Origin of the sequence: Martelella lutilitoris (assembly GCF_005924265.1) — a bacterium.
In the GTDB taxonomy this organism is placed as follows: Bacteria; Pseudomonadota; Alphaproteobacteria; order Rhizobiales; family Rhizobiaceae; genus Martelella; species Martelella lutilitoris.
The window spans coordinates 151888-170498 of sequence record NZ_VCLB01000009.1 but is presented as its reverse complement, the minus strand read 5'-3'; the positions used below and the strand labels follow the sequence as shown (position 1 = coordinate 170498).

The following is an 18611-nucleotide window of genomic DNA, read 5'->3' as shown; positions in this document are numbered from 1 at the left end:
TTTGCCTTCGGCCGGACGTCAAAAAAACACCGATCCGCGACAAAGCCTACCCGATTTTTTATGTGATTCGTGCCGAACCCATGTGAATTTGCTTTTTTTTCGGCAAAACCAACGCAGGCTGGCGCTCGATTCAGCGCAAGCCGCACAAATGCTGCCACGGCGGGAAAGGCGCCCTACACTCAAAACAGGCTGAGGACCGCCGCCGCCAGCATCAGATAACGCCCCACCTTGGCGATCGTGACAAGGACGAGAAACACCGCAAAGGGTTCGCGCAAGATCCCGGCGACGACAGTCAGCGGGTCGCCGACGATCGGGGCCCAACTCAGGAGAAGCGACCATTTCCCATAGCGCCGGTACCAGGCTTCCGCCCTTTCCAGCGCTGCCGGGCCGACCGGAAACCAGCGGCGACCGCGAAACCGTGCAGTGCCGCGCCCCAACAGCCAGTTGACGACCGAACCAAGTACGTTGCCGAGTGACGCGACGAGAACCAGGGCCCAGACCGGATAGTCGCTCGTCAGAATAAGACCGGAAAGAACCGCCTCCGATTGCATCGGAAGGATCGTTGCCGCGACAAGCGCGCTTGCGAACAGGCCACCATAGGCAATAAGCGCGCTCACGACGGTTTTCCGTCTCCGGTCCGGCAGCGCGCTGTGCTTCCTTCGTCGGCGATGTGCATGTTCGCTCTGGCTCCCTTCAAGGCGCGTCGTCACGCCCTTCCTACGGCTGGCGGCGGAAGGCCGCAAGACGGGAGCCGACCATGGAAGGCCGGTCCGAATTCATGCGGATGTTTTCGGACATCGAATACGCGGCCAACCCGGACCTGCAACAAGAACAATGGGAAATCAGGCGTTCAGATCAAAAAAAGGACTGCGTTCAGAACGCGGCTCTTGCAAAGTCAGTACAGAAACGCTAAACGCCCGCCAACGCTTGCTTTTCGCGAGCCTGGGGCCTCGTGGCGGAGTGGTTACGCAGAGGACTGCAAATCCTTGCACGCCGGTTCGATTCCGGCCGAGGCCTCCATTTCCGCTTCTGGCGTCTCGTGATCTTCCTGAAATCTTCGTCTCCTGGTTTTCGGCTTGGCCGCACGATCCCGATCGTTCTCGGCGGGGTCTTGTCACACGCTGTGCGGACTGATTCCGGTTCGGCTTTGCGGCGATGGCGCGGTAAGGCCTGTCGGCCGCGGTCGGAGTTCGGTCGCACAACCACTGGAAGAATAAGCGAAATTTCGGCAGCCATAGGGAGGCAAAAGGCCAGAAAAGGTCCGCATTCTGGCATTTTGCGGCTGTCTAATTGTTTAGAAATCATCAACAGTGATCGTCCAATGCGGGGGAAACCGCATGCAAGAAAATGCGCCGGGGAGACGATTGATGATGAAACCAGACCAACGCGGACGCGCCGGTGCTCATCAGTTCGACAAAACAGAACGCAAGAGCGCGCGAAAACGCTGGATCGCCTCGTCGCTGCTGTTTCACTCGACCGCGCTTGCCGGCACGCTGGCCGGCGTTCCCGTGCCATTCTACTCGCGCGGCTACACGCGCGTTTATGCGCAGGCGGTCTGCAATCCGAGTTCGACCGGTAACTATATCAACGATTCCGATTCGATCAGCGCCACGACCTTCTCCTGCACGATCTCTTCCTCCTCGACCGTGACTGCGCCGCAATATGCCTATGGCGGCGCCATGACCTGGTACCAGTCGAGCAATGTCTATTACGGCTATTACGACATGCCGCCGGTCAATCCGCAGCAGGGCCTGAACATCACGATCACCAACAGCGCGACGATCGATGTTTCTGCGGAGGCCCTCGTCTCCTCGATGATCTCCTTCAATGCGCCGGGTGGAACGCATTTCTATACCAAGAGGCACTCGGATGGGATTGGCGTCGTTTCCGCGGGCAGCAACGCCTTCCGCGGCGAGGTCAAGGACGCCGACAAATATTCCGGCGGGGCGGGCGGCAATGTCGCCGTCTACAACAATGCGACCATTCAAAACGCGGCCCGCCACGGCATTTATGCCGTCAGCGGCGGCGGCACGGCCTATGCGACCTATGGCGGCAATGCCGGCACGGTCACGGTGGGGACCACCGCCGATATCTCGGCGCAAGGGTTCGGGATTGTCGCCATCAGTCGCGGCGGCGCGACCTGGGCGCTGACGGGCGGCGCGGGAAATACCGCTGCCATCACCGTATCCGGCGACGTCAACACGATCGCCTCGACCAATGCGGGCGGCGGCATTCTTGCGGCCTCCTACGGCGGCAACAGCCCGAACAATATCTCATGGAACCAAATGGAAGGCGGGACAGGCGGCGACGCCGGAAACGCAACCGTGACGCTCGGCTCCAGCGACAGCGCCTTTTCCGGAACGGTCTCGACGGTTGCCGCCGGAAGTATCGGCAAGCACTGGACCTTTACCGACCGCAACAGCGGGGCTGCGGTCTCGGCCATCAGCTATGGCGGGCAGGGGCCCGTCAACACCAACGGCTCGGGCTCCGGCTATGACGGCGGCAATGGCGGCAAGGCCTCCGTGACGGTCTACGGCGCATCCGGCACCACGATCAAGACGTCCGGCGATGATTCGGGCGGCATCGTTGCGGCCAGCTATGGCGGCTCCAGCCTGAACTATTACGACGCCTCGAAGAAAGGCGGTGCGGCGGGCGCTGTCTATGTCGAGCTCACCGGCGGCGGTTCGATTGCCACGGCGGGTTCGCATGCGAGCGGCATTCAGGCCACCTCGCTCGGCGGTTTGGGCCAGGTCGCCTCGACGGCATCTTCGACGCAGAACGGCAAGGGCGGCACTGGCGGAAGCGTTTACGTCAAGAGCGACTTTGAAATCACGACCCAGGGCGATCACTCCCACGGGATTGCGGCGATCTCGTCCGGGGCGGGCGGCGGCGTCTATGTCTGGGATGGCAATGGCGGTTTCCAGTGGGGCGATGCCAATATCGCCTCCAATACGAGCGGAGAAGTCACTGTCAAGAATGATGGCGAGATCGAGGTCTACGGCGTCGATTCCCACGGCATCGTCGCAATGTCGATCGGCGGCGGCGGCGGGCTTCTGACCTCGAGCGGCAAGATCGCCACGCAGTCCTACAGCTATTATTCGGCGGTCACCAATTCCGCTTCGCAACGGGTCGGCGGCGCGTCGAGCGGCGCCTATGCGGCAGGCGTCACGGTGACCAACAAGGCGGCGGTCACCACCCATGGCGGATATGCGGCGGGCAAGACCGGCACGCAGAGTTCGGGCGATGTTCCGCTCGGCGGCGGCATCGCCATTCTGGCGCAATCGGTTGGCGGCGGCGGCGGCGACAATACCGGCTCGGGCGCGATCGGCGGCATCGGCGGGAGCGGCAAATCCGGCGGCGATGGTTCTGACGGCGGAACGGTTTCGGTCCAGAATTACGGCGCGCTGACAACCTATGGCGCGGATGCGCACGGCATCGTCGCCCAGTCGATCGGCGGCGGCGGCGGTACGGGCCGCAACAAGAGCGGGCTTTTTGTTGCCGTTGGCGGCGATGGCGGCAATGGCGGCGATGGCAACGAGGTTACGATCACCTCCGGCGCCGACATCACGGTCTCCGGCGATTATGCCGCCGGCATTGTCGCGCAGTCGATCGGCGGGGGCGGGGGCGCCGGCGGCAAGGCGACGGCCTGGGGGGTCGGCTTCTCCGATGCGATCGGCGGCAATGGCGGCTATGGCGGCTATGGCGGTACGGTCAACCTCTCGACGCAAGCCGGCTCGACGGTCAAGACCAGCGGCGTCAACGGCCTCGGCATACTTGCCCAGTCGATCGGCGGCGGCGGCGGCTCGGGCGGCGCGGCGAAATCCGTCTCGCTTGGGAAGACCTTCGACATCGCGATCGCCACCGGCGGCTACGGTTCCGGCGGCGGCGACGGGGGAACCGCCGAAATCAATCATTACGGCGCGGTCTCGACAGCCGGCTATGATGCGACCGGTATTGTGGTCCAGTCGATCGGCGGCGGCGGCGGCTCGGGCGGCGCGTCCAGCGCCAATGCGCTCGCCTTCGGCCTGCCCTTTGACGAGAAGGGCGACAGTTTCGCGCTTTCCGTGTCCGTCTCGCATGGCGGCGACGGCGGCGTCGCGGGCGATGGCGGTTCCGCGACGGCGGTCCTGAAGGACAAGAGCGCCGTCACGACTGCCGGCGACGGTTCGCTCGGCCTGCATGTTCAGTCGATCGGCGGCGGCGGCGGACAGGGCGGCGATTCGACGGCAGCGGCGGGAACCGCGACGCTGCAGAGCGCTTTCGCCAAGCTGACGGACGGAGAGGCCGAACTTCAGAAGAAACTCGAGGGCGAATCCGTTACCGCATCGCTGACCTTTTCGCTCGGCGGCAATGGCGGCGCAGCGGGATCCGGCGGCAAGGCCTTCGCCCATAATTACGGGACCATCACCACCAGCGGCGATTTTGCCGACGGCATGCTGGTGCAATCGATCGGCGGCGGCGGCGGCCAGGGCGGAACCGGCGAGACCGACGGCATCGATTATTTCGGCAGTTCCACCTTCAATCTTTCGCTCTCCATCGGTGGCAATGCCGGCAGCGGCAGCGACGGCGGATCGGCCTATGGTGGCGTGGCAGCGGGCGGGGCGGTCAGGACCTATGGCGCAAATTCGGCCGGCTTGTTCGTCCAGTCGATTGGCGGCGGCGGCGGCAAGGGCGGCGGCGGAACCGGGGATGTCGACGCCGACAACAAGCTTGAAGTCGGCATCGGCGCGACCGGCGGCGAGGGCGGCGATGGCGGGACCGTTTATGCCTGGAACAACGGCACGGTCCTGACCAAGGGCGATTCTTCTCCCGGCCTGGTTGCCCAGTCGATCGGCGGCGGCGGCGGGCAGGGCGGTTCCGGCACAAGCTCCATCGGCCACGCCTTCGAGTTCGAGAAGGAGACCAAGGTCAAGTTCTCGGAATGGGTCAAGGCGCATCCCTCCTTCGATGTCGGCGTGACGCTTTCGGCGAATACCGGCGCCTCCGGCGGCGATGGCGGCTACGGCGGCAATGTCTATGTCGGTGTCGACAAGAAGGGTACGTCGCAGACGAAGGGCACAACGACGACCTATGGCTCGTTCTCCCATGGCATTCTGGCGCAGTCGATCGGCGGCGGCGGCGGCGCGGTTTCGACGTCGTCCAGCGCCAACAGCGTCACGGTTTCCGGACCGGAAGCCGACCTTGATCTTTCGACGATCTCCTTCGGAGCGACGAACGGCGCGGCAGGCGACGGTGGTCAGGTTACGGTCTATGCCGCGAATATCTACACCCAGGGCTTTGCCGCCAACGGCGTGATTGCCCAGTCGCTCGGCGGCGGCGGCGGGCATGCGATCCAGACCGGCTATGCCATGGACAAGGTCTCGATCAAGTTCGGGGCGCAGGGCCAGTCCGACGGGACGAGAAACGCCGGCAATGTTTTGGTTGATACGATCGCGGGCACAAAGATCACCACCTCCGGCGACAATGCCAACGGCATCCTCGGCCAGTCGATCGGCGGCGGCGGCGGTTTTGCCGGCGTCGCGCTCGGCACCTACAACGCCGTCAATGACGAGAGCATTTCCGGCGTCATCAGTTCCACCTTCGGCGGCGGCAGCGACAGTGGCGATACGCATGGAGAAGACGTCACTATCAATCACTATGGCTCGATCACGACTTCGGGCAAACGCTCCATCGGCATTGCTGGGCAGTCGATCAGCGGCGGCGGCGGTTTCCTGACGGCCGCGGCCAGCAATTTCGACCAGTCCGGCTTCGTCCAGAAGCAGGCGTCGTCCAGCGCCCACAACGTGGATATCGACGTCGAGGAAAACGCCTCGATCGTCACCTCGGGCGATGGCGCCTTCGGCATTCTTGCGCAAACCGTTTCCGGCGGCGGCGGCGTTTCGGCCGATCTCGCACAAAAGCTGAATGCTTTCTACCGCGCCTACGGCGGCACTTTTACCAACAGCCAGTATTACTACGACAACAGCTCAGGGATCGCCGATCAAACGGGCTATGTCTCGGTGACTGTCGATGGCAGCGTCAGCACCAGCGGGGAATATGCCCATGGCGTTGTCGCGCAGGCGATCGGCGGCTCCGGCGGCATCTTCCTGCAGAACGGCAAGACCTATGCCGGCACGCTCGCCAATTTCAACAATCAGCAGGGCTCGAACATTTCCGGCAATACGCAGAACGGCAATCTCGAGGTCACGATCAACGGCAGCGTCAAGGTTTCCGATCCGACAGCCTGGGGGGGATGGGCGCAGGCGACCGGTCCGGCGATGTCGTTGACGATCGGCAGCGGCGGTGTCCTCTCCGGCTCGACTGCGGCGGCCGACAATGGTGAATACAGCGGCGGCGCAATCTATTCCTCCGCCGCGAGCCGAACCGCTATCACGCATGACAATCACGGCACGGTGACCGGGAATATTGTCCACCACACGTTCGCAACCGCTTCCTCGGCCGCCGATGGCGCGGTGCGGACGGCGGCGCGTGCCGGTACCAGCCTCTTCATCAATCAGGGCACGGGTACGCTCGTGACCGGCCATATCGCCGATGCCGGCAGCATTCTCAACGCCGGCAGCATCAATCCGGGCGGGACTTGGAGCACGGTCCGGACGCGCGTGACCGGAGACCTTCTCGGCGTCGGCACCAAGGATGCGGGCAGCGCCTATGACGTTGCCGATCTCGGTCTTTCGACAACATTCTCGCCCTTCAGCTATTTCGACCGCAGCAAACGGGTCGACTGGCGCACCGAGAATTCGAGCAAGGGCGGTCTTCTGACCGGGCTTGACGTCGACATGGAAAACGGCACGGCCGACACGCTTCTGATCGAAGGCGACTTCGCCGGCACCTGGGGCGTTGACGTCAATGCCAACGCGCTCCTGCCAAACACGCGCGCCGAGTTCCTGAAGGCCGAGGGTATGGATATGGCCGAGCTTTCGGCGCTCTCCTCCCTGGTCTTCGATTTTACCGATGTGACGAAATCGGCCGAGGGCTGGCAGGGGTTTTCCGTTGCCGATGCGCATTTCGCCGATAACGGCGTTTCGCTCGGCAGAAATGCAGGCGGCGTCTCGCGGGCGATGCAGCAGGCCTGGGACAGGATCGCCGATGGCAGCGCCACGGAGGTGAAATTCGCCGAGGACGAAATCTCGCTCGGCGCGGCCTTCGGCGCGTTCCACCAGGCCGATCCCGACACATTCGACGACATGCTGCTGGAACTGGCCTCGCAGACGGCGGCGGCGCCGTTGGCCGATTCACCCTCCGCCGCGATCGCGGCTGCCAACAGCGTGCTCTCTTGCCCGGCCTTTGCGACGACGGGCGTGATGATGGACGAGGGCTCGTGCGTGTGGAGCCGCGCGCTCGGCGGCGAGACCACGCAAGGCCAGCACGGCGATTCCTCAGGCTATACCCAATCGGTCGGCGGCTTGCAGTTCGGCGGGCAGGCGGCGCTGGCCGATGGCTGGTTCCTCGGCTCTGGCCTGACCTACGAGAACAGCTGGTTCCGCAACAAGAGCGGTTCTGAAAAGATGGAACAGCAATCCTTCACCGGCGCGGTGGCGCTGAAGAAGGAGGCCGGCCCCTGGCTCTTCGGCTTTGTCGGCGGCGCCGGCTATAACTGGGGCGATTCCAAGCGCTACATCAATCTCGACACGCTTTCGGCCACCGCCCGCGGCGAGCCGGATTCGGCAATGCTCTTCGCCCGCGCCCGCGCTTCTTACGAATTTGCCTTCGGCGATGAATATTACATGCGTCCCAAGGTCGATTTCGACGTCATCAACATGCACCAGTTCAGCTATACGGAGAGCGGCGCGGGGGCGATGAACCTGATGGTCGACGGCAATTCGGATACGGCCTTCGGCGTTACCCCGGGGATCGAGTTCGGTGCGCGGATCCCGTTCATGGAGGACTGGCCGGCGCGGCTTTACGGCGATCTCGGGGTCTCGTTCCTGACGGCCGATAGCTGGGAAACGACGTCGCGCTTTGCCGGGTTGTCGTCGATGGACAGTTTCTCCACCTTCACGCCGATTGCGGATACGGTCGGGCATGTCACGCTCGGGCTGGACCTTGCCAAGCGGCAGGGCATGGAGCTGAAATTCCAGTATGACGGGGCCTTTGCCGACGACTACCAGTCGCATACCGGCTCGATCAGGTTCGGATACCGGTTCTGATCGGTCTCCGCCGCGGCGCAACTTGCCTTAATTTCAGGCATCGCTAACCTCGGGAGGCGCGGGGAATCGCGGCGGAGGCATTGCATGTCGGAAAATCGGGCGTTCATCTTTCTGGTTCTGGCCTTTGCCATGCTGTGGCTGCCGCTCGGCCAGCATGAATTTCTGCTCACTGGCTGGATGAAGCTCGGCACTTTCATGGCGCCGTTCCTGCTCTTCTTGGCCTTCGCCTTTTCCGACAGGCCTCTGCGGCTCGCAGACAACGACGTCGGTCTCTATGCGCTGATCCTGTGGATCGCCTATATCATCCACCAGTTCGAGGAACACTGGGTCGATCTGTACGGCCAGGTCTACGCCTTCAAGCCCTATGTCAACATGGTGCTGCTCGACCTGATGCGGGCGCCTGCCGGCACGTCGCCGCCGCTCACCGATGCCGGGGTGTTCGTCATCAACACCTCTTTGGTCTGGCTTGTGGCGGCGCTGGCGATCCTCAGAGCGCGCCATCACCTGTTTCCGGCGCTGTGCATGGTGTCGATCGTTCTGGTGAACGCCGTCAGCCATGTCGGCATGGCGATCATCCGGGGCGGCTACAATCCGGGCCTGTTGACGGCAATCGTCCTGTTCTTTCCGCTTTCCCTCGCCATCTATCACCGTTTCTTGAAGGCGGGCATTGCCAGCCGAGGGGAAGTTGTTGCCAGCATCGGCTGGGGCGTGATTGCCCATATCATCATGTTTGCCGGCCTGCTTGCGGCAGGCTATTTCCATGTCATACCGGAAATGGGCTATTTTGCCCTTCTTGTGATCTGGTCGGCCGTGCCCTGCCTTGTTCTGCGCAACGGTCCGCCCGGAGCGCTCATGAAACCGTTGGGGGGCTGAAATCTTGGTGCTGATGGAGAACGAACTGGCGAAGAAGAGCGGGGACCGGCCGGTCCCTGTGCGCGCCTGTCTTGCCGTCGTCCTCTCGATCCTGTTCCTTCTTTTCATCGGGCTTACCGCGCTGGCGATGGCCGCCCCCGCCTCATGGACCGGCGCCTGGGATTCGCGCTGGTTCGACGGCGGCGCGCGGGTCTACATGCAGCAGGACGGCACGCATGTGACCGGGCGCTACCCGGCCTATAACGGCAGGCTGGAAGGCGAGGCCGAGGGCCGGCGGCTTGTCGGGACGTGGACGACGCCGAAGGGCAGCGGCTCGTTCGAATTCATCCTGTCGGAGGATGGCCGGAGCTTTGTCGGGCGGCTCGGCAACAAGCAATGGTGGACGGGCGCACGGATCAGCAGTGGGCACGACCAGGCTTTGCGCGCCTTTCAGTCGTCGCCGTCCGAAACGCTGCGCACCTTCCTGATTGCCGCCGAGGCAGTGGAAAGCGGACGGCTGGAATATCAGGACGACCTTTTGTCCATGCTGATCTTTCCGGAGGGCGGCCGCGAGAACCACGCTCGCGAACTGGCGCCGCTCGTGCTTCTGCTCGACCAGTTCACCGTCGATCCCGACGTTTTCGAGACCAAGGCCCCGGAAGGCGATGAAGCCGAACTGGTGCTGACGCGCTATGACGGACGGACGCTGCCATTGCAGTTCCGCCGCGTCGGCGAGGACTGGTTCATGGTCGCGCCGCCGGCCGCTTTCGTCAAAAACCTGTTTTCCGAGATCGCGGCGGGCCTGCCGGGCGGCGGCTACAAGGCAGGTGGCCGGTTTGATGGCTCCACGCCGCGCGCGGCCATGGAGAGCTTCATCGACGCCATGCGCGCCGGGCCTGCCATGCAGGACACCGCGATTGCCGCGCTCGACCTTTCCGAAATGCCGACGGTGGTGCGCGACCGCCAATCCGTGCTTGTCGCCGAATATCTGAACGAGGTGATCGCCAGGATCGGCGAGGTCGTCTTCCAGGAAATCCCCAATGATCCCGGGTCTCTGGAGCCCTTCGTTTATTTCACCCATCCCGCCGGCGATATCGTGCTCGCCCCGACCGAGACCGAAGACGGCGTGCAGTGGCAGTTCACGCCTGAGACGGTGCGCACGGTCCGCGCGCTTTATGCTGCCACGGAGAACCTGCCGCAGGCCATCAGGGTTCTTCCCTATGACACCCATTCGAAAGCGCCCTATTTCAAGATCCGCGCGATCGTTGCCGGGGCGGTGCCGGCGGCATTGCAGCCGGTCGGCCCGCTGGAGGCCTGGCAATGGGCGGGCCTTGTCGCCATTTTCGTCATCGCGGTCGCCGCTGCGCTTCTCGTCGGCATCGTCCTCTCGCTTGCCGGACGGCTTGGCCCGGCGAGCGGAAGGGCGGCAAGCAGCCGCGCCTTCGCGATCTGGGGTTTCCGTCTGCTCGCCTTCGGCGTCATCAATTATCTCGGCTTCGCCATTCTCGGCCTGCCGTCCGAATTCGGCGGCGCGATCAAGTCGCTGGCGGTGCTGATGATGATCGCGGGCGCGATCCCGATCGAATTCTGGCTGGTCGACCGGCTTCACCACGCCATCGATCGCGCCGGTCTGATCAACCAACGCGGGGCGATCCTGGCGTCGCTTCTGGTCGGCGTTGCCAAGGTTCTGGTGGTCTGCGCCAATATCCTGCTGTTTGCCGACGCGCTCTCCATTCCCTATGGCGCGGCGATTGCCGGCCTCGGCATCTCCGGCATCGCGATCGCCTTTGCGGCGCGTTCGACGCTGGAAAACGTGATCTCGGCCTTTATCCTGTTCGTTGACCGGCCCGTCGACGTCAATGATCTGGGCCGCTTCGACGGTAGAATCGGGACGATCGAGCATATCGGCCTCAGGGCGACTGTCATCCGCACGCTGGATCGCACGTTGCTGACCATCCCGAATTCCGATTTCATCGCCGACAGCATCGAGAATTTCACCCGTCGCGACAGCGTGTTGATGCGTCGCAGCTTTGCCCTGAGGCCGGAGACGAGCCTGGACCAGCTGCGCTACCTTCTGACGGAAATCCGGCGCATGTTGATCGCCCATCCGAAAGTGCTTCCGGATCCGGCCCGCGTGCGTCTTCTCGGAATTACCGAAAACCGGGTCGAATACGAAATCTTCGCCTATATCCGCACCGTCGACTATTCCGAGTTCCTCGCCATACAGGAAGATGTGATCCTGCGGATGATGGATCTCATCGAGAAATCCGGAACGGATTTCGCCTATCCGGCCAGCACGCTCTATCTCGCGCGCGATCGCGGCATTGACGCTGAAAAGGGCGAGGCCGCCGAACAGGCTGTGGCGGGCTGGCGCGGCGAGGGAAGGCTTCCCTTTCCCAACCTCACGGCGGACGAGGTTTCCGGCCTGCAGGACACGCTCGACTACCCGCCCGAAGGCGCTCCGCCCGAGGATGAGCAGTACAAGCCCGCCAGTCCCGAAGAGAAGCGACAGCGCGGCCGCTTCTGGCTCTTCCGCTTTGGCAGACGGTGAAGACGGCGGATCGCGAGGTGGTGCCCGAGCGCAGAACGACGCCTGGCCGACACGCCCGGCGTCGCAGTCTTGTTTCGTGCAAGAATTGTTTGCGCTGTCATTGTTCTGTCGAAAAATATCCGGCGCATTCGCCGGGTTTCCTGCTTGAGAAATAGGATTTCAAAATCAGGGATATATTGTCGATACAAGCCTTTACCGGAACTTTTTTCGTTGAACCTCCGTTGATCTGTCACGCGGCCGAGAGGAGCCGCAACAACAACTCTCTGAGACTTGTGAATGGGAGCCGTCTGTTCGGGGTGCGCCTGAATATCGCACGGTCCTCGAGGAGGAAAACATGTTTGCATTCAGTAACAGATCGAAACTTCTGGCCGGTGTGGTTTTCGCGGGTGCCGTGGCCCTTTCCGGCGCAAGAACGGCAAGCGCGCTTGACGTGAACATTGGCGGCGAAAACGGCATTAATGCGAGCGTCGATGCCGATCTCAACCCGGAGGGCGGCGTCGGCGCGGATGTCGGCGCAAGTGTCGGCGGTGACAACGGGGTCAACGCCGATGTTGGTGCCGATGTTGGTGGTGGTCAGGCCGTTGATGCGGATGTTGACGCGAGTGTCGGCGGCGATAGCGGCGTGAACGCCAGCGCGGATGCCGATGTCGGTGGCGGGCAGGGCATTGGCGCGGACGTGGACGCCAGCGTTGGCGGCTCCTCCGGCGTCAACGCCTCGGCTGACGCCAATGTCGGCGGCGGCTCCGGTGTCGGCGCGGATGTCGATGTCGGGATCGGCGGTTCGGGTGACGGCGGCGCGCCGGGCGGCCCGGTTGGCGGCGGAAGTAGTGGCGGCGGCAGCGACGGTTCCGGCGGCATGGGCGGTTCCGGCGGCAGCGGCACGGCCGGGGGCGGCTCCGGCGGCGGCGACATGCCGTCCGACGCGGACGACCAGCGCCTGGTGACGGCTTTCGACCAGCTCTCGGGTGAAGAACAGCAGGTGGTGCGTCGCCAGTGCGAGAGCGTGATGCGGACGCCGGACAATTTCGAGCCGGGGCTGCAGCGCCTCTGCCGCCTGATGCACGAATATCGTCGCTGATACTGATCCCAAATCAAACCAGCAGGAAAAGGGCGCGGACCAAGCGCCCTTTTTCGCATCTGTTGCGGATTGCCGCAAATTGGGCAAGCATTGCACTCACGCCTTGCCACGGGGCGATGGCCGATTTAAGAAAAATGCTCGGGCGGCGTGACAGTCTCACGTGGCTTTTTATGGCTCGCGAAAATGCACTGTGAGGTTGATGGCGATGATGAATTTCGAAACGGCGCGTGAAAAGATGGTGGAGTGCCAGATCCGCACCACCGATGTCACGGCGCATCCGGTAATCTCTGCGTTCCTGTCGGTCCCGCGTGAAGCATTCCTTCCGGCCAAGCTGAAGCCGCTTGCCTATATCGACGAGGATATCCTTGTGAAGCCGGCCAGCGCCGATAGCCCCGCGCGCTACATGATGGAGCCGTCGCCGCTCGCAAAGCTGATCCAGCTGGTGGAAGTCTCCAAGAAGGATGTCGTCCTCGTGGTCGGCACGGGCGAGGGCTATGCCGCCGCCGTGCTTTCGCTGTTGGCGCAATCGGTCGTCGGCATCGACAATGACGAGGAACTGGTGCAGTCGGCGAGCGACAATTTTCTCGAGCTCGGCTACGACAATGCCGCCGTGGTCGTCGGCGAACTGACGGCGGGCTATCCTTCGGAAGCGCCCTATGACGTGATCTTCGTCAACGGCGCGGTCGAATATATCCCGGACGCGCTGCTCGAGCAGTTGCGCGACGGCGGTCGCCTGGTCTGCGTCGAGGGTGTCGGCAACGCGGCGCGCGCCAAAATCTATCGCCGCGACGGCGACGTCTTTCCCGAGTTCCTGTCCTTCAACGCCGCCGTGAAGCCGCTGCCGGGCTTCGCCCGCGAGAAGGCCTTCGAATTCTGACCTCGGCGGCACGGCAGGTTCCTTCCTCAAAAACCTGTGTACATCCCTGAAAACATGATGTTTTCAGGGTGATGCCTGTTGGAACCGGATTATCCTTCACTATGATTCGGGTCGACGAGAAATTCGCCTAAGCGCGCAGAAAGGTTTGTCATGGCGCAGCCGAAGTTGCAGCAAGAGCCGACGATGGAAGAGATCCTGGCCTCCATCCGGCGGATCATCGACAGCGGTGAGGACGCCGGGCGTTCGCCGGGCTACCGCTCGTCGCAGCCGCGCGAGAGCGCGGAGAACCGCAGCGACGAGGCGCGCCGGTCGACCGGACACGGCGAGGAAAACTGGTATCAGCGTGACGAGGAGCGCCCGAGCGAGCCGGTGATCATGTCGCGCCACCATGCCGCTGACGAGCCGGCTGTCCCCGAACAGTCCGAACCGGTGCGCCAGGAACCGCCGATGGCCGAGCAGCAGGTCTATCGCAGCGAAGAGGCCCAGGCGGCGCCGGCTGAGCCTGCCTATCGGGAAGAGGCGTCCGCTGAGGCGCCTTCCGAGGCCGGGCAGCCCTTCCAGGCCGTCTATCCCGGCACGATGGGCGAGGTCGCGCGACAGGTGCGCGCGGCAAGCGGCCAGTTCGACGCCAACGAGCAGCAGGATAGCCGCGAGGCCATGGGGGCTGCCGAAAGCGAAGATGACGCGCCGCTTTTGTCCGCGGAATCGGAGATGCGCATTTCCGAGGCGTTGCGTGAACTGTCCTCCGCGCTTGAGCGCGAGGGCGCGCGCAGCATCGAGGAGATCGTCGCCGAAGAGCTTCGGCCGCTCCTGAGCGACTGGCTCGAGACCCACATGCCCGCAATCGTCGAAAACGTGGTGGCGCGCGAACTCGAGCGCATGCGTCGGCGCTGATTGCGCTTGGTCGCTCACCCCTTTTCTCCGGCCCCTCGGGCCGCCTGGCCGTCCCTTTCGGGGCGGCTTTGTTGTTGACAGGCTTCGCGCCTAACGCTTAACAACCATCTGGCTCTCGACCGGCTCTTTGGCCGGTGAAACCGGGGGCGGTCAAAAAACCGGAAATGACGGTCGGCCGCGCGCGCCGATCATCCTTTCAAACCAGGAATTGGCACGGAAATGCTTGACAAGACCTATGACGCGAAAAGCGTCGAACCCAAGATCGCCGAACGCTGGCAGGAAGCCGACGCGTTCAAGGCAGGCGCCAATGCAAGGCCGGGTGCGGAGTCTTTCAGCATTGTGATACCGCCGCCGAACGTGACCGGCTCGCTGCATATGGGCCACGCCCTCAACAACACGCTGCAGGATATTCTGGTGCGCTTTGAGCGCATGCGCGGCAAGGATACGCTGTGGCAGCCGGGCATGGACCATGCCGGCATCGCCACGCAGATGGTTGTCGAGCGCCAGCTCATGGAAAAGCAGCTTCCCGGACGCCGCGAAATGGGCCGCGAGGCCTTCATCGACAAGGTCTGGGAATGGAAGGATGAATCCGGCGGCCAGATCCTCAACCAGCTGAAGCGCCTCGGCGCCTCCTGCGACTGGTCGCGCGAACGCTTCACCATGGATGAGGGGCTTTCGCAAGCCGTTCTCGAAGTCTTCGTCACGCTCTACAAGCAAGGCCTGATCTATCGCGGCAAGCGTCTCGTCAACTGGGACCCGGAATTCGAGACCGCGATTTCGGACCTCGAGGTCGAGAACCGCGAGACCGACGGCCATATGTGGCATTTCAAATATCCGCTGGCCGATGGCGAGACCTACACCTATGTCGAGAAGGACGAGGACGGCAATGTCGTCCTCGAAGAGGAACGCGACTACATCTCGATCGCCACCACGCGCCCCGAGACGATGCTTGGCGACGGCGCGGTTGCCGTTCATCCGTCCGACGAGCGCTATGCGCCCATCGTCGGAAAATTCTGTGAAATTCCGGTCGGACCGAAGGAACATCGTCGCCTGATCCCGATCATCACCGATGAATATCCGGATCCGGATTTCGGCTCCGGCGCGGTCAAGATCACCGGCGCGCATGACTTCAACGACTACCAGGTTGCCCGCCGCAACCACATTCCGCTCTACCGCCTGATGGACGGGAAGGCGGCGATGCGCGAGGACGGCGAGCCCTACGCGACCTGCGCCGGCCAGGCCATGCAGATCGCGAAGTCCGGTGACCTGCCGAGCGAGGCCGATGTCGACGATATCAATCTCGTGCCCGACGAGTATCGCGGGCTTGACCGCTATGCGGCGCGCAAGCGCATCGTCGAGGCCATCAATGCCGAGGGTCTCGCCGTCACCATCAAGGACGAGGAGGGCAATGACGTCCCCTTCGTCGAGCACAAGAAGATCATGCAGCCCTTCGGCGACCGCTCCGGCGTCGTCATCGAGCCGATGCTGACCGACCAGTGGTTCGCCGATGCCAAGACATTGGCCGAGCCGGCGATCGCGTCCGTGCGCGAGGGCCGCACCAAATTCGTGCCGAAGAACTGGGAAAAGACCTATTTCGAGTGGATGGAAAACATCGAGCCGTGGTGCATTTCGCGCCAGCTCTGGTGGGGCCACCAGATCCCCGCCTGGTACGGCCCGGATGGTTCTGTCTTCGTCGAGAAGACCGAGGAAGAAGCGCTCGAGGCCGCGATCCAGCACTACATCTCGCATGAGGGCCCGTGGAAGGCCTGGGTCGAGGAACAGCTCGAGAATTACGAGCCCGGCAATATCCTGACCCGCGACGAGGACGTTCTCGACACCTGGTTCTCCTCCGGTCTCTGGCCCTTCTCCACGCTCGGCTGGCCGGAAAAGACGGATGAACTGGCGCGCTACTATCCGACCAGCGTTCTCGTCACCGGTTTCGACATCATCTTCTTCTGGGTTGCGCGCATGATGATGGATGCGCTGCATTTCATGAAGGATGAGCACGGCAACCCGGTCGAGCCGTTCCACACCGTCTATGTCCACGCCCTGGTGCGCGACAAGAACGGGCAGAAGATGTCGAAGTCGAAGGGCAATGTCATCAACCCGCTCGACCTGATCGACGAATATGGCGCGGATGCGCTGCGCTTCACGCTGGCGATCATGGCCGCCCAGGGGCGCGACGTGAAGCTCGATACGAGCCGCATCGCCGGCTACCGCAATTTCGGCACCAAGCTGTGGAACGCCACCCGCTTTGCCGAAATGAACGGGATGAAGCTGGACGCCGCCTTCCGTCCGGAAAAGGCGACGCAGACGATCAACCGCTGGATCCTGACCGAGCTTTCGAAGACGGCCGAGGAGGTGACGCGGGCGATTGAAACCTATCGCTTCAACGAGGCGGCGGGCGCGCTCTACCACTTCGTCTGGCATGAGCTCTGCGACTGGTATCTGGAACTGCTGAAGCCTGTTTTCATGGGCGAGGACGAGGCCGCCAAGGCGGAGGCGCAGGCCTGCGTCGCTTATGTGCTGGCCGAAACCTACAAGCTCCTGCATCCGTTCATGCCGTTCATGACCGAAGAGCTCTGGGCCCAGATCGGCGGCGAAGGCCTGCTCTGCCACGCCGACTGGCATGTGCCGCTCCATCGCGATGATCAGGCCGCTGACGAGATCAACTGGCTGGTCGATCTCGTTTCCGGCATCCGCTCTGCGCGCGCCGAAATGAACGTACCGCCTTCGGCCAAGGCGCCGCTGATCTTCGTCGGGGCCAACTCAACCACGCGCGAGCGCAGCGCCCGGCATTTCCCCGCGATCGAGCGTCTGGCGCGCGTCGATTCGCTCGACTTCGAAAAGACGACGCCGAAGGGCGCGGCCCAGGTGATTATCGGCGAAGCAACGGCTTGCGTTCCGCTCGGCAACCTGATTGATGTCGCTGCCGAAACCGCGCGTCTGGAAAAGGCGATCGGCAAGGTCGACAAGGATATCGAACGCTCGGCGAAGAAACTCGACAACGAGAAATTCGTCGCCAATGCTGATCCGGAAGTGGTCGAGACCGAACGCGAACGTTTTGCCGAACTGAAGACGCAACGCGAACAGCTCGCCGTGGCCCTGACGCGGGTAAGTGAAGCCGGGTGATCAGGCTTCGGTCGATGAAATGACGAGAAGGGGCGGAGCGTTGCGCGCTCCGCCCCTCCTTCTTTCTACGTCTTTCTACCAGCGCTGGTGAACGTGGGGCGCGATGCGGTTGCGGTAGATCTCTTCCATTGCCGCCATCACGTCGGCGCCGATTACCGGCAGGTCTGAGGCCCGCGCATTGCCCCTGGCCTGTTCGGCATTGCGCGCGCCCGGAATGGCGACGGTGACCGCCTCGTTCATCAGGATCCAGCGCAGCGCGAAGGCGGCCATGCTTTCCCCGCCCGGCACATGCTTGCGCACGTCCTCCACCGCATCGAGCGCGATCTCGAAGGGCACGCCGGCAAAGGTTTCGCCGACATCGAAGGCCTCGCCGGAACGGTTGAAGTTGCGGTGGTCTTCCTTGTCGAACTCAGTGTCCCGCGTGATCTTGCCCGAGAGAAGCCCGGAGGCGAGCGGCACCCGCACGATCACGGCGATATTCTTCCTTTTCGCTTCCGGCAGGAACAGCGAGGCCGGGCGCTGGCGGAAGATGTTGTAGATGATCTGCACGCTGGCAACGCCCGGATATTCGATCGCCTTCAGCGCTTCCTCGACCTTTTCGACGCTGACGCCGTAATTGGCGATCTTGCCCTTGGCCTTGATCGCGTCCAGCGCCTCGAACACCTCCGGACGGTAGAAGGCCTCGGTCGGCGGGCAGTGAAGCTGCACCAGGTCGAGCTGTTCCATCTTCAGGTTCTTCAGGCTGCGATCGATGAAGCCCTCGAGGTTTTCGCGGTTGTAGCCCTCGGCGGTATGCGGGTTGAGCCGGCGGCCCGCCTTGGTGGCGACGAAGGGCTTTTCGCCGCGGCTCGCCAGAACGTCGGCGATGATCTTTTCCGAGCGGCCGTCGCCGTAGACATCGGCCGTGTCGATGAAATTGATGCCGGCATCGAGCGCTGCGTTCAGGGCCGCGCGGCCGTCCTCGTCGCTGACGGAGCCCCACGAGCCGCCGATCTGCCAGGCGCCGAAGCCGATATTGGAGACGGGGCGTCCGGTGCGTCCGAAATTATGATAATGCATGCGTTCCTCCGGTGAGTGTCT

The 18611-nt window shown here is 63.3% G+C and carries 9 protein-coding genes and 1 tRNA gene; 8 read left to right on the top strand and 2 right to left on the bottom strand.

The genetic code is table 11. The features are described 5' to 3' along the window. Positions 1-179 precede the first annotated feature (179 nt). A complete protein-coding gene (locus FF124_RS17010; RefSeq protein WP_138749675.1) occupies positions 180-617 on the bottom strand; it encodes a YqaA family protein in 438 nt (145 codons plus the stop codon). Positions 618-946: 329 nt separating this feature from the next. Here FF124_RS17010 and FF124_RS17005 point away from each other — a divergent pair. The 8 genes from FF124_RS17005 to FF124_RS16970 all read left to right on the top strand — a co-directional run bounded on the left by FF124_RS17005 (position 947) and on the right by FF124_RS16970 (position 17531). Then, positions 947-1020 (top strand) — tRNA-Cys (locus tag FF124_RS17005). 347 nt (positions 1021-1367) lie between these two features. Beyond that, positions 1368-8147, top strand: a complete 6780-nt coding sequence (locus tag FF124_RS17000; RefSeq protein ID WP_138749674.1) for an autotransporter outer membrane beta-barrel domain-containing protein — start codon at positions 1368-1370, stop codon at positions 8145-8147. 84 nt (positions 8148-8231) lie between these two features. After that, positions 8232-9020: an HXXEE domain-containing protein gene (locus FF124_RS16995; protein WP_138749673.1), complete on the top strand. Its 789-nt coding sequence runs from the start codon at positions 8232-8234 to the stop codon at positions 9018-9020. A 13-nt stretch (positions 9021-9033) separates the two neighbouring features. Further along, on the top strand, positions 9034-11550 hold the full coding sequence (locus tag FF124_RS16990) for a mechanosensitive ion channel family protein (protein ID WP_246072523.1): 2517 nt from the start codon (positions 9034-9036) through the stop codon (positions 11548-11550). 334 nt (positions 11551-11884) lie between these two features. Beyond that, entirely contained in the window at positions 11885-12628 is a 744-nt protein-coding gene (locus FF124_RS16985) for a hypothetical protein (RefSeq protein WP_138749671.1), read from the top strand. Between the two features lie 208 nt (positions 12629-12836). Then, positions 12837-13505, top strand: a complete 669-nt coding sequence (locus FF124_RS16980; protein ID WP_138749768.1) for a protein-L-isoaspartate O-methyltransferase family protein — start codon at positions 12837-12839, stop codon at positions 13503-13505. A gap of 150 nt (positions 13506-13655) precedes the next feature. Beyond that, positions 13656-14399 carry a PopZ family protein gene (locus FF124_RS16975; protein ID WP_138749670.1) on the top strand — a complete coding sequence of 248 codons (744 nt, stop codon included), beginning with the start codon at positions 13656-13658 and terminating at the stop codon, positions 14397-14399. A 219-nt stretch (positions 14400-14618) separates the two neighbouring features. Next, a complete protein-coding gene (locus FF124_RS16970) occupies positions 14619-17531 on the top strand; it encodes a valine--tRNA ligase (RefSeq protein ID WP_138749669.1) in 2913 nt (970 codons plus the stop codon). A 75-nt stretch (positions 17532-17606) separates the two neighbouring features. Here the strand turns inward: FF124_RS16970 and FF124_RS16965 are convergent, their stop codons facing one another. Continuing rightward, positions 17607-18590, bottom strand: coding sequence for an aldo/keto reductase (locus FF124_RS16965; protein ID WP_138749668.1), 984 nt, complete (start codon positions 18588-18590; stop codon positions 17607-17609). Positions 18591-18611 lie beyond the last annotated feature (21 nt).

Bases quoted from the DNA above. Each gene is read 5' to 3' on its own strand.
- FF124_RS17000 (WP_138749674.1), top strand. From the start codon at position 1,368: ATGATGAAACCAGACCAACGCGGACGCGCCGGTGCTCATCAGTTCGAC.
- FF124_RS16995 (WP_138749673.1), top strand. From the start codon at position 8,232: ATGTCGGAAAATCGGGCGTTCATCTTTCTGGTTCTGGCCTTTGCCATG.
- FF124_RS16990 (WP_246072523.1), top strand. From the start codon at position 9,034: ATGGAGAACGAACTGGCGAAGAAGAGCGGGGACCGGCCGGTCCCTGTG.
- FF124_RS16985 (WP_138749671.1), top strand. From the start codon at position 11,885: ATGTTTGCATTCAGTAACAGATCGAAACTTCTGGCCGGTGTGGTTTTC.
- FF124_RS16980 (WP_138749768.1), top strand. From the start codon at position 12,837: ATGAATTTCGAAACGGCGCGTGAAAAGATGGTGGAGTGCCAGATCCGC.
- FF124_RS16975 (WP_138749670.1), top strand. From the start codon at position 13,656: ATGGCGCAGCCGAAGTTGCAGCAAGAGCCGACGATGGAAGAGATCCTG.
- FF124_RS16970 (WP_138749669.1), top strand. From the start codon at position 14,619: ATGCTTGACAAGACCTATGACGCGAAAAGCGTCGAACCCAAGATCGCC.
- FF124_RS16965 (WP_138749668.1), bottom strand. From the start codon at position 18,590: ATGCATTATCATAATTTCGGACGCACCGGACGCCCCGTCTCCAATATC.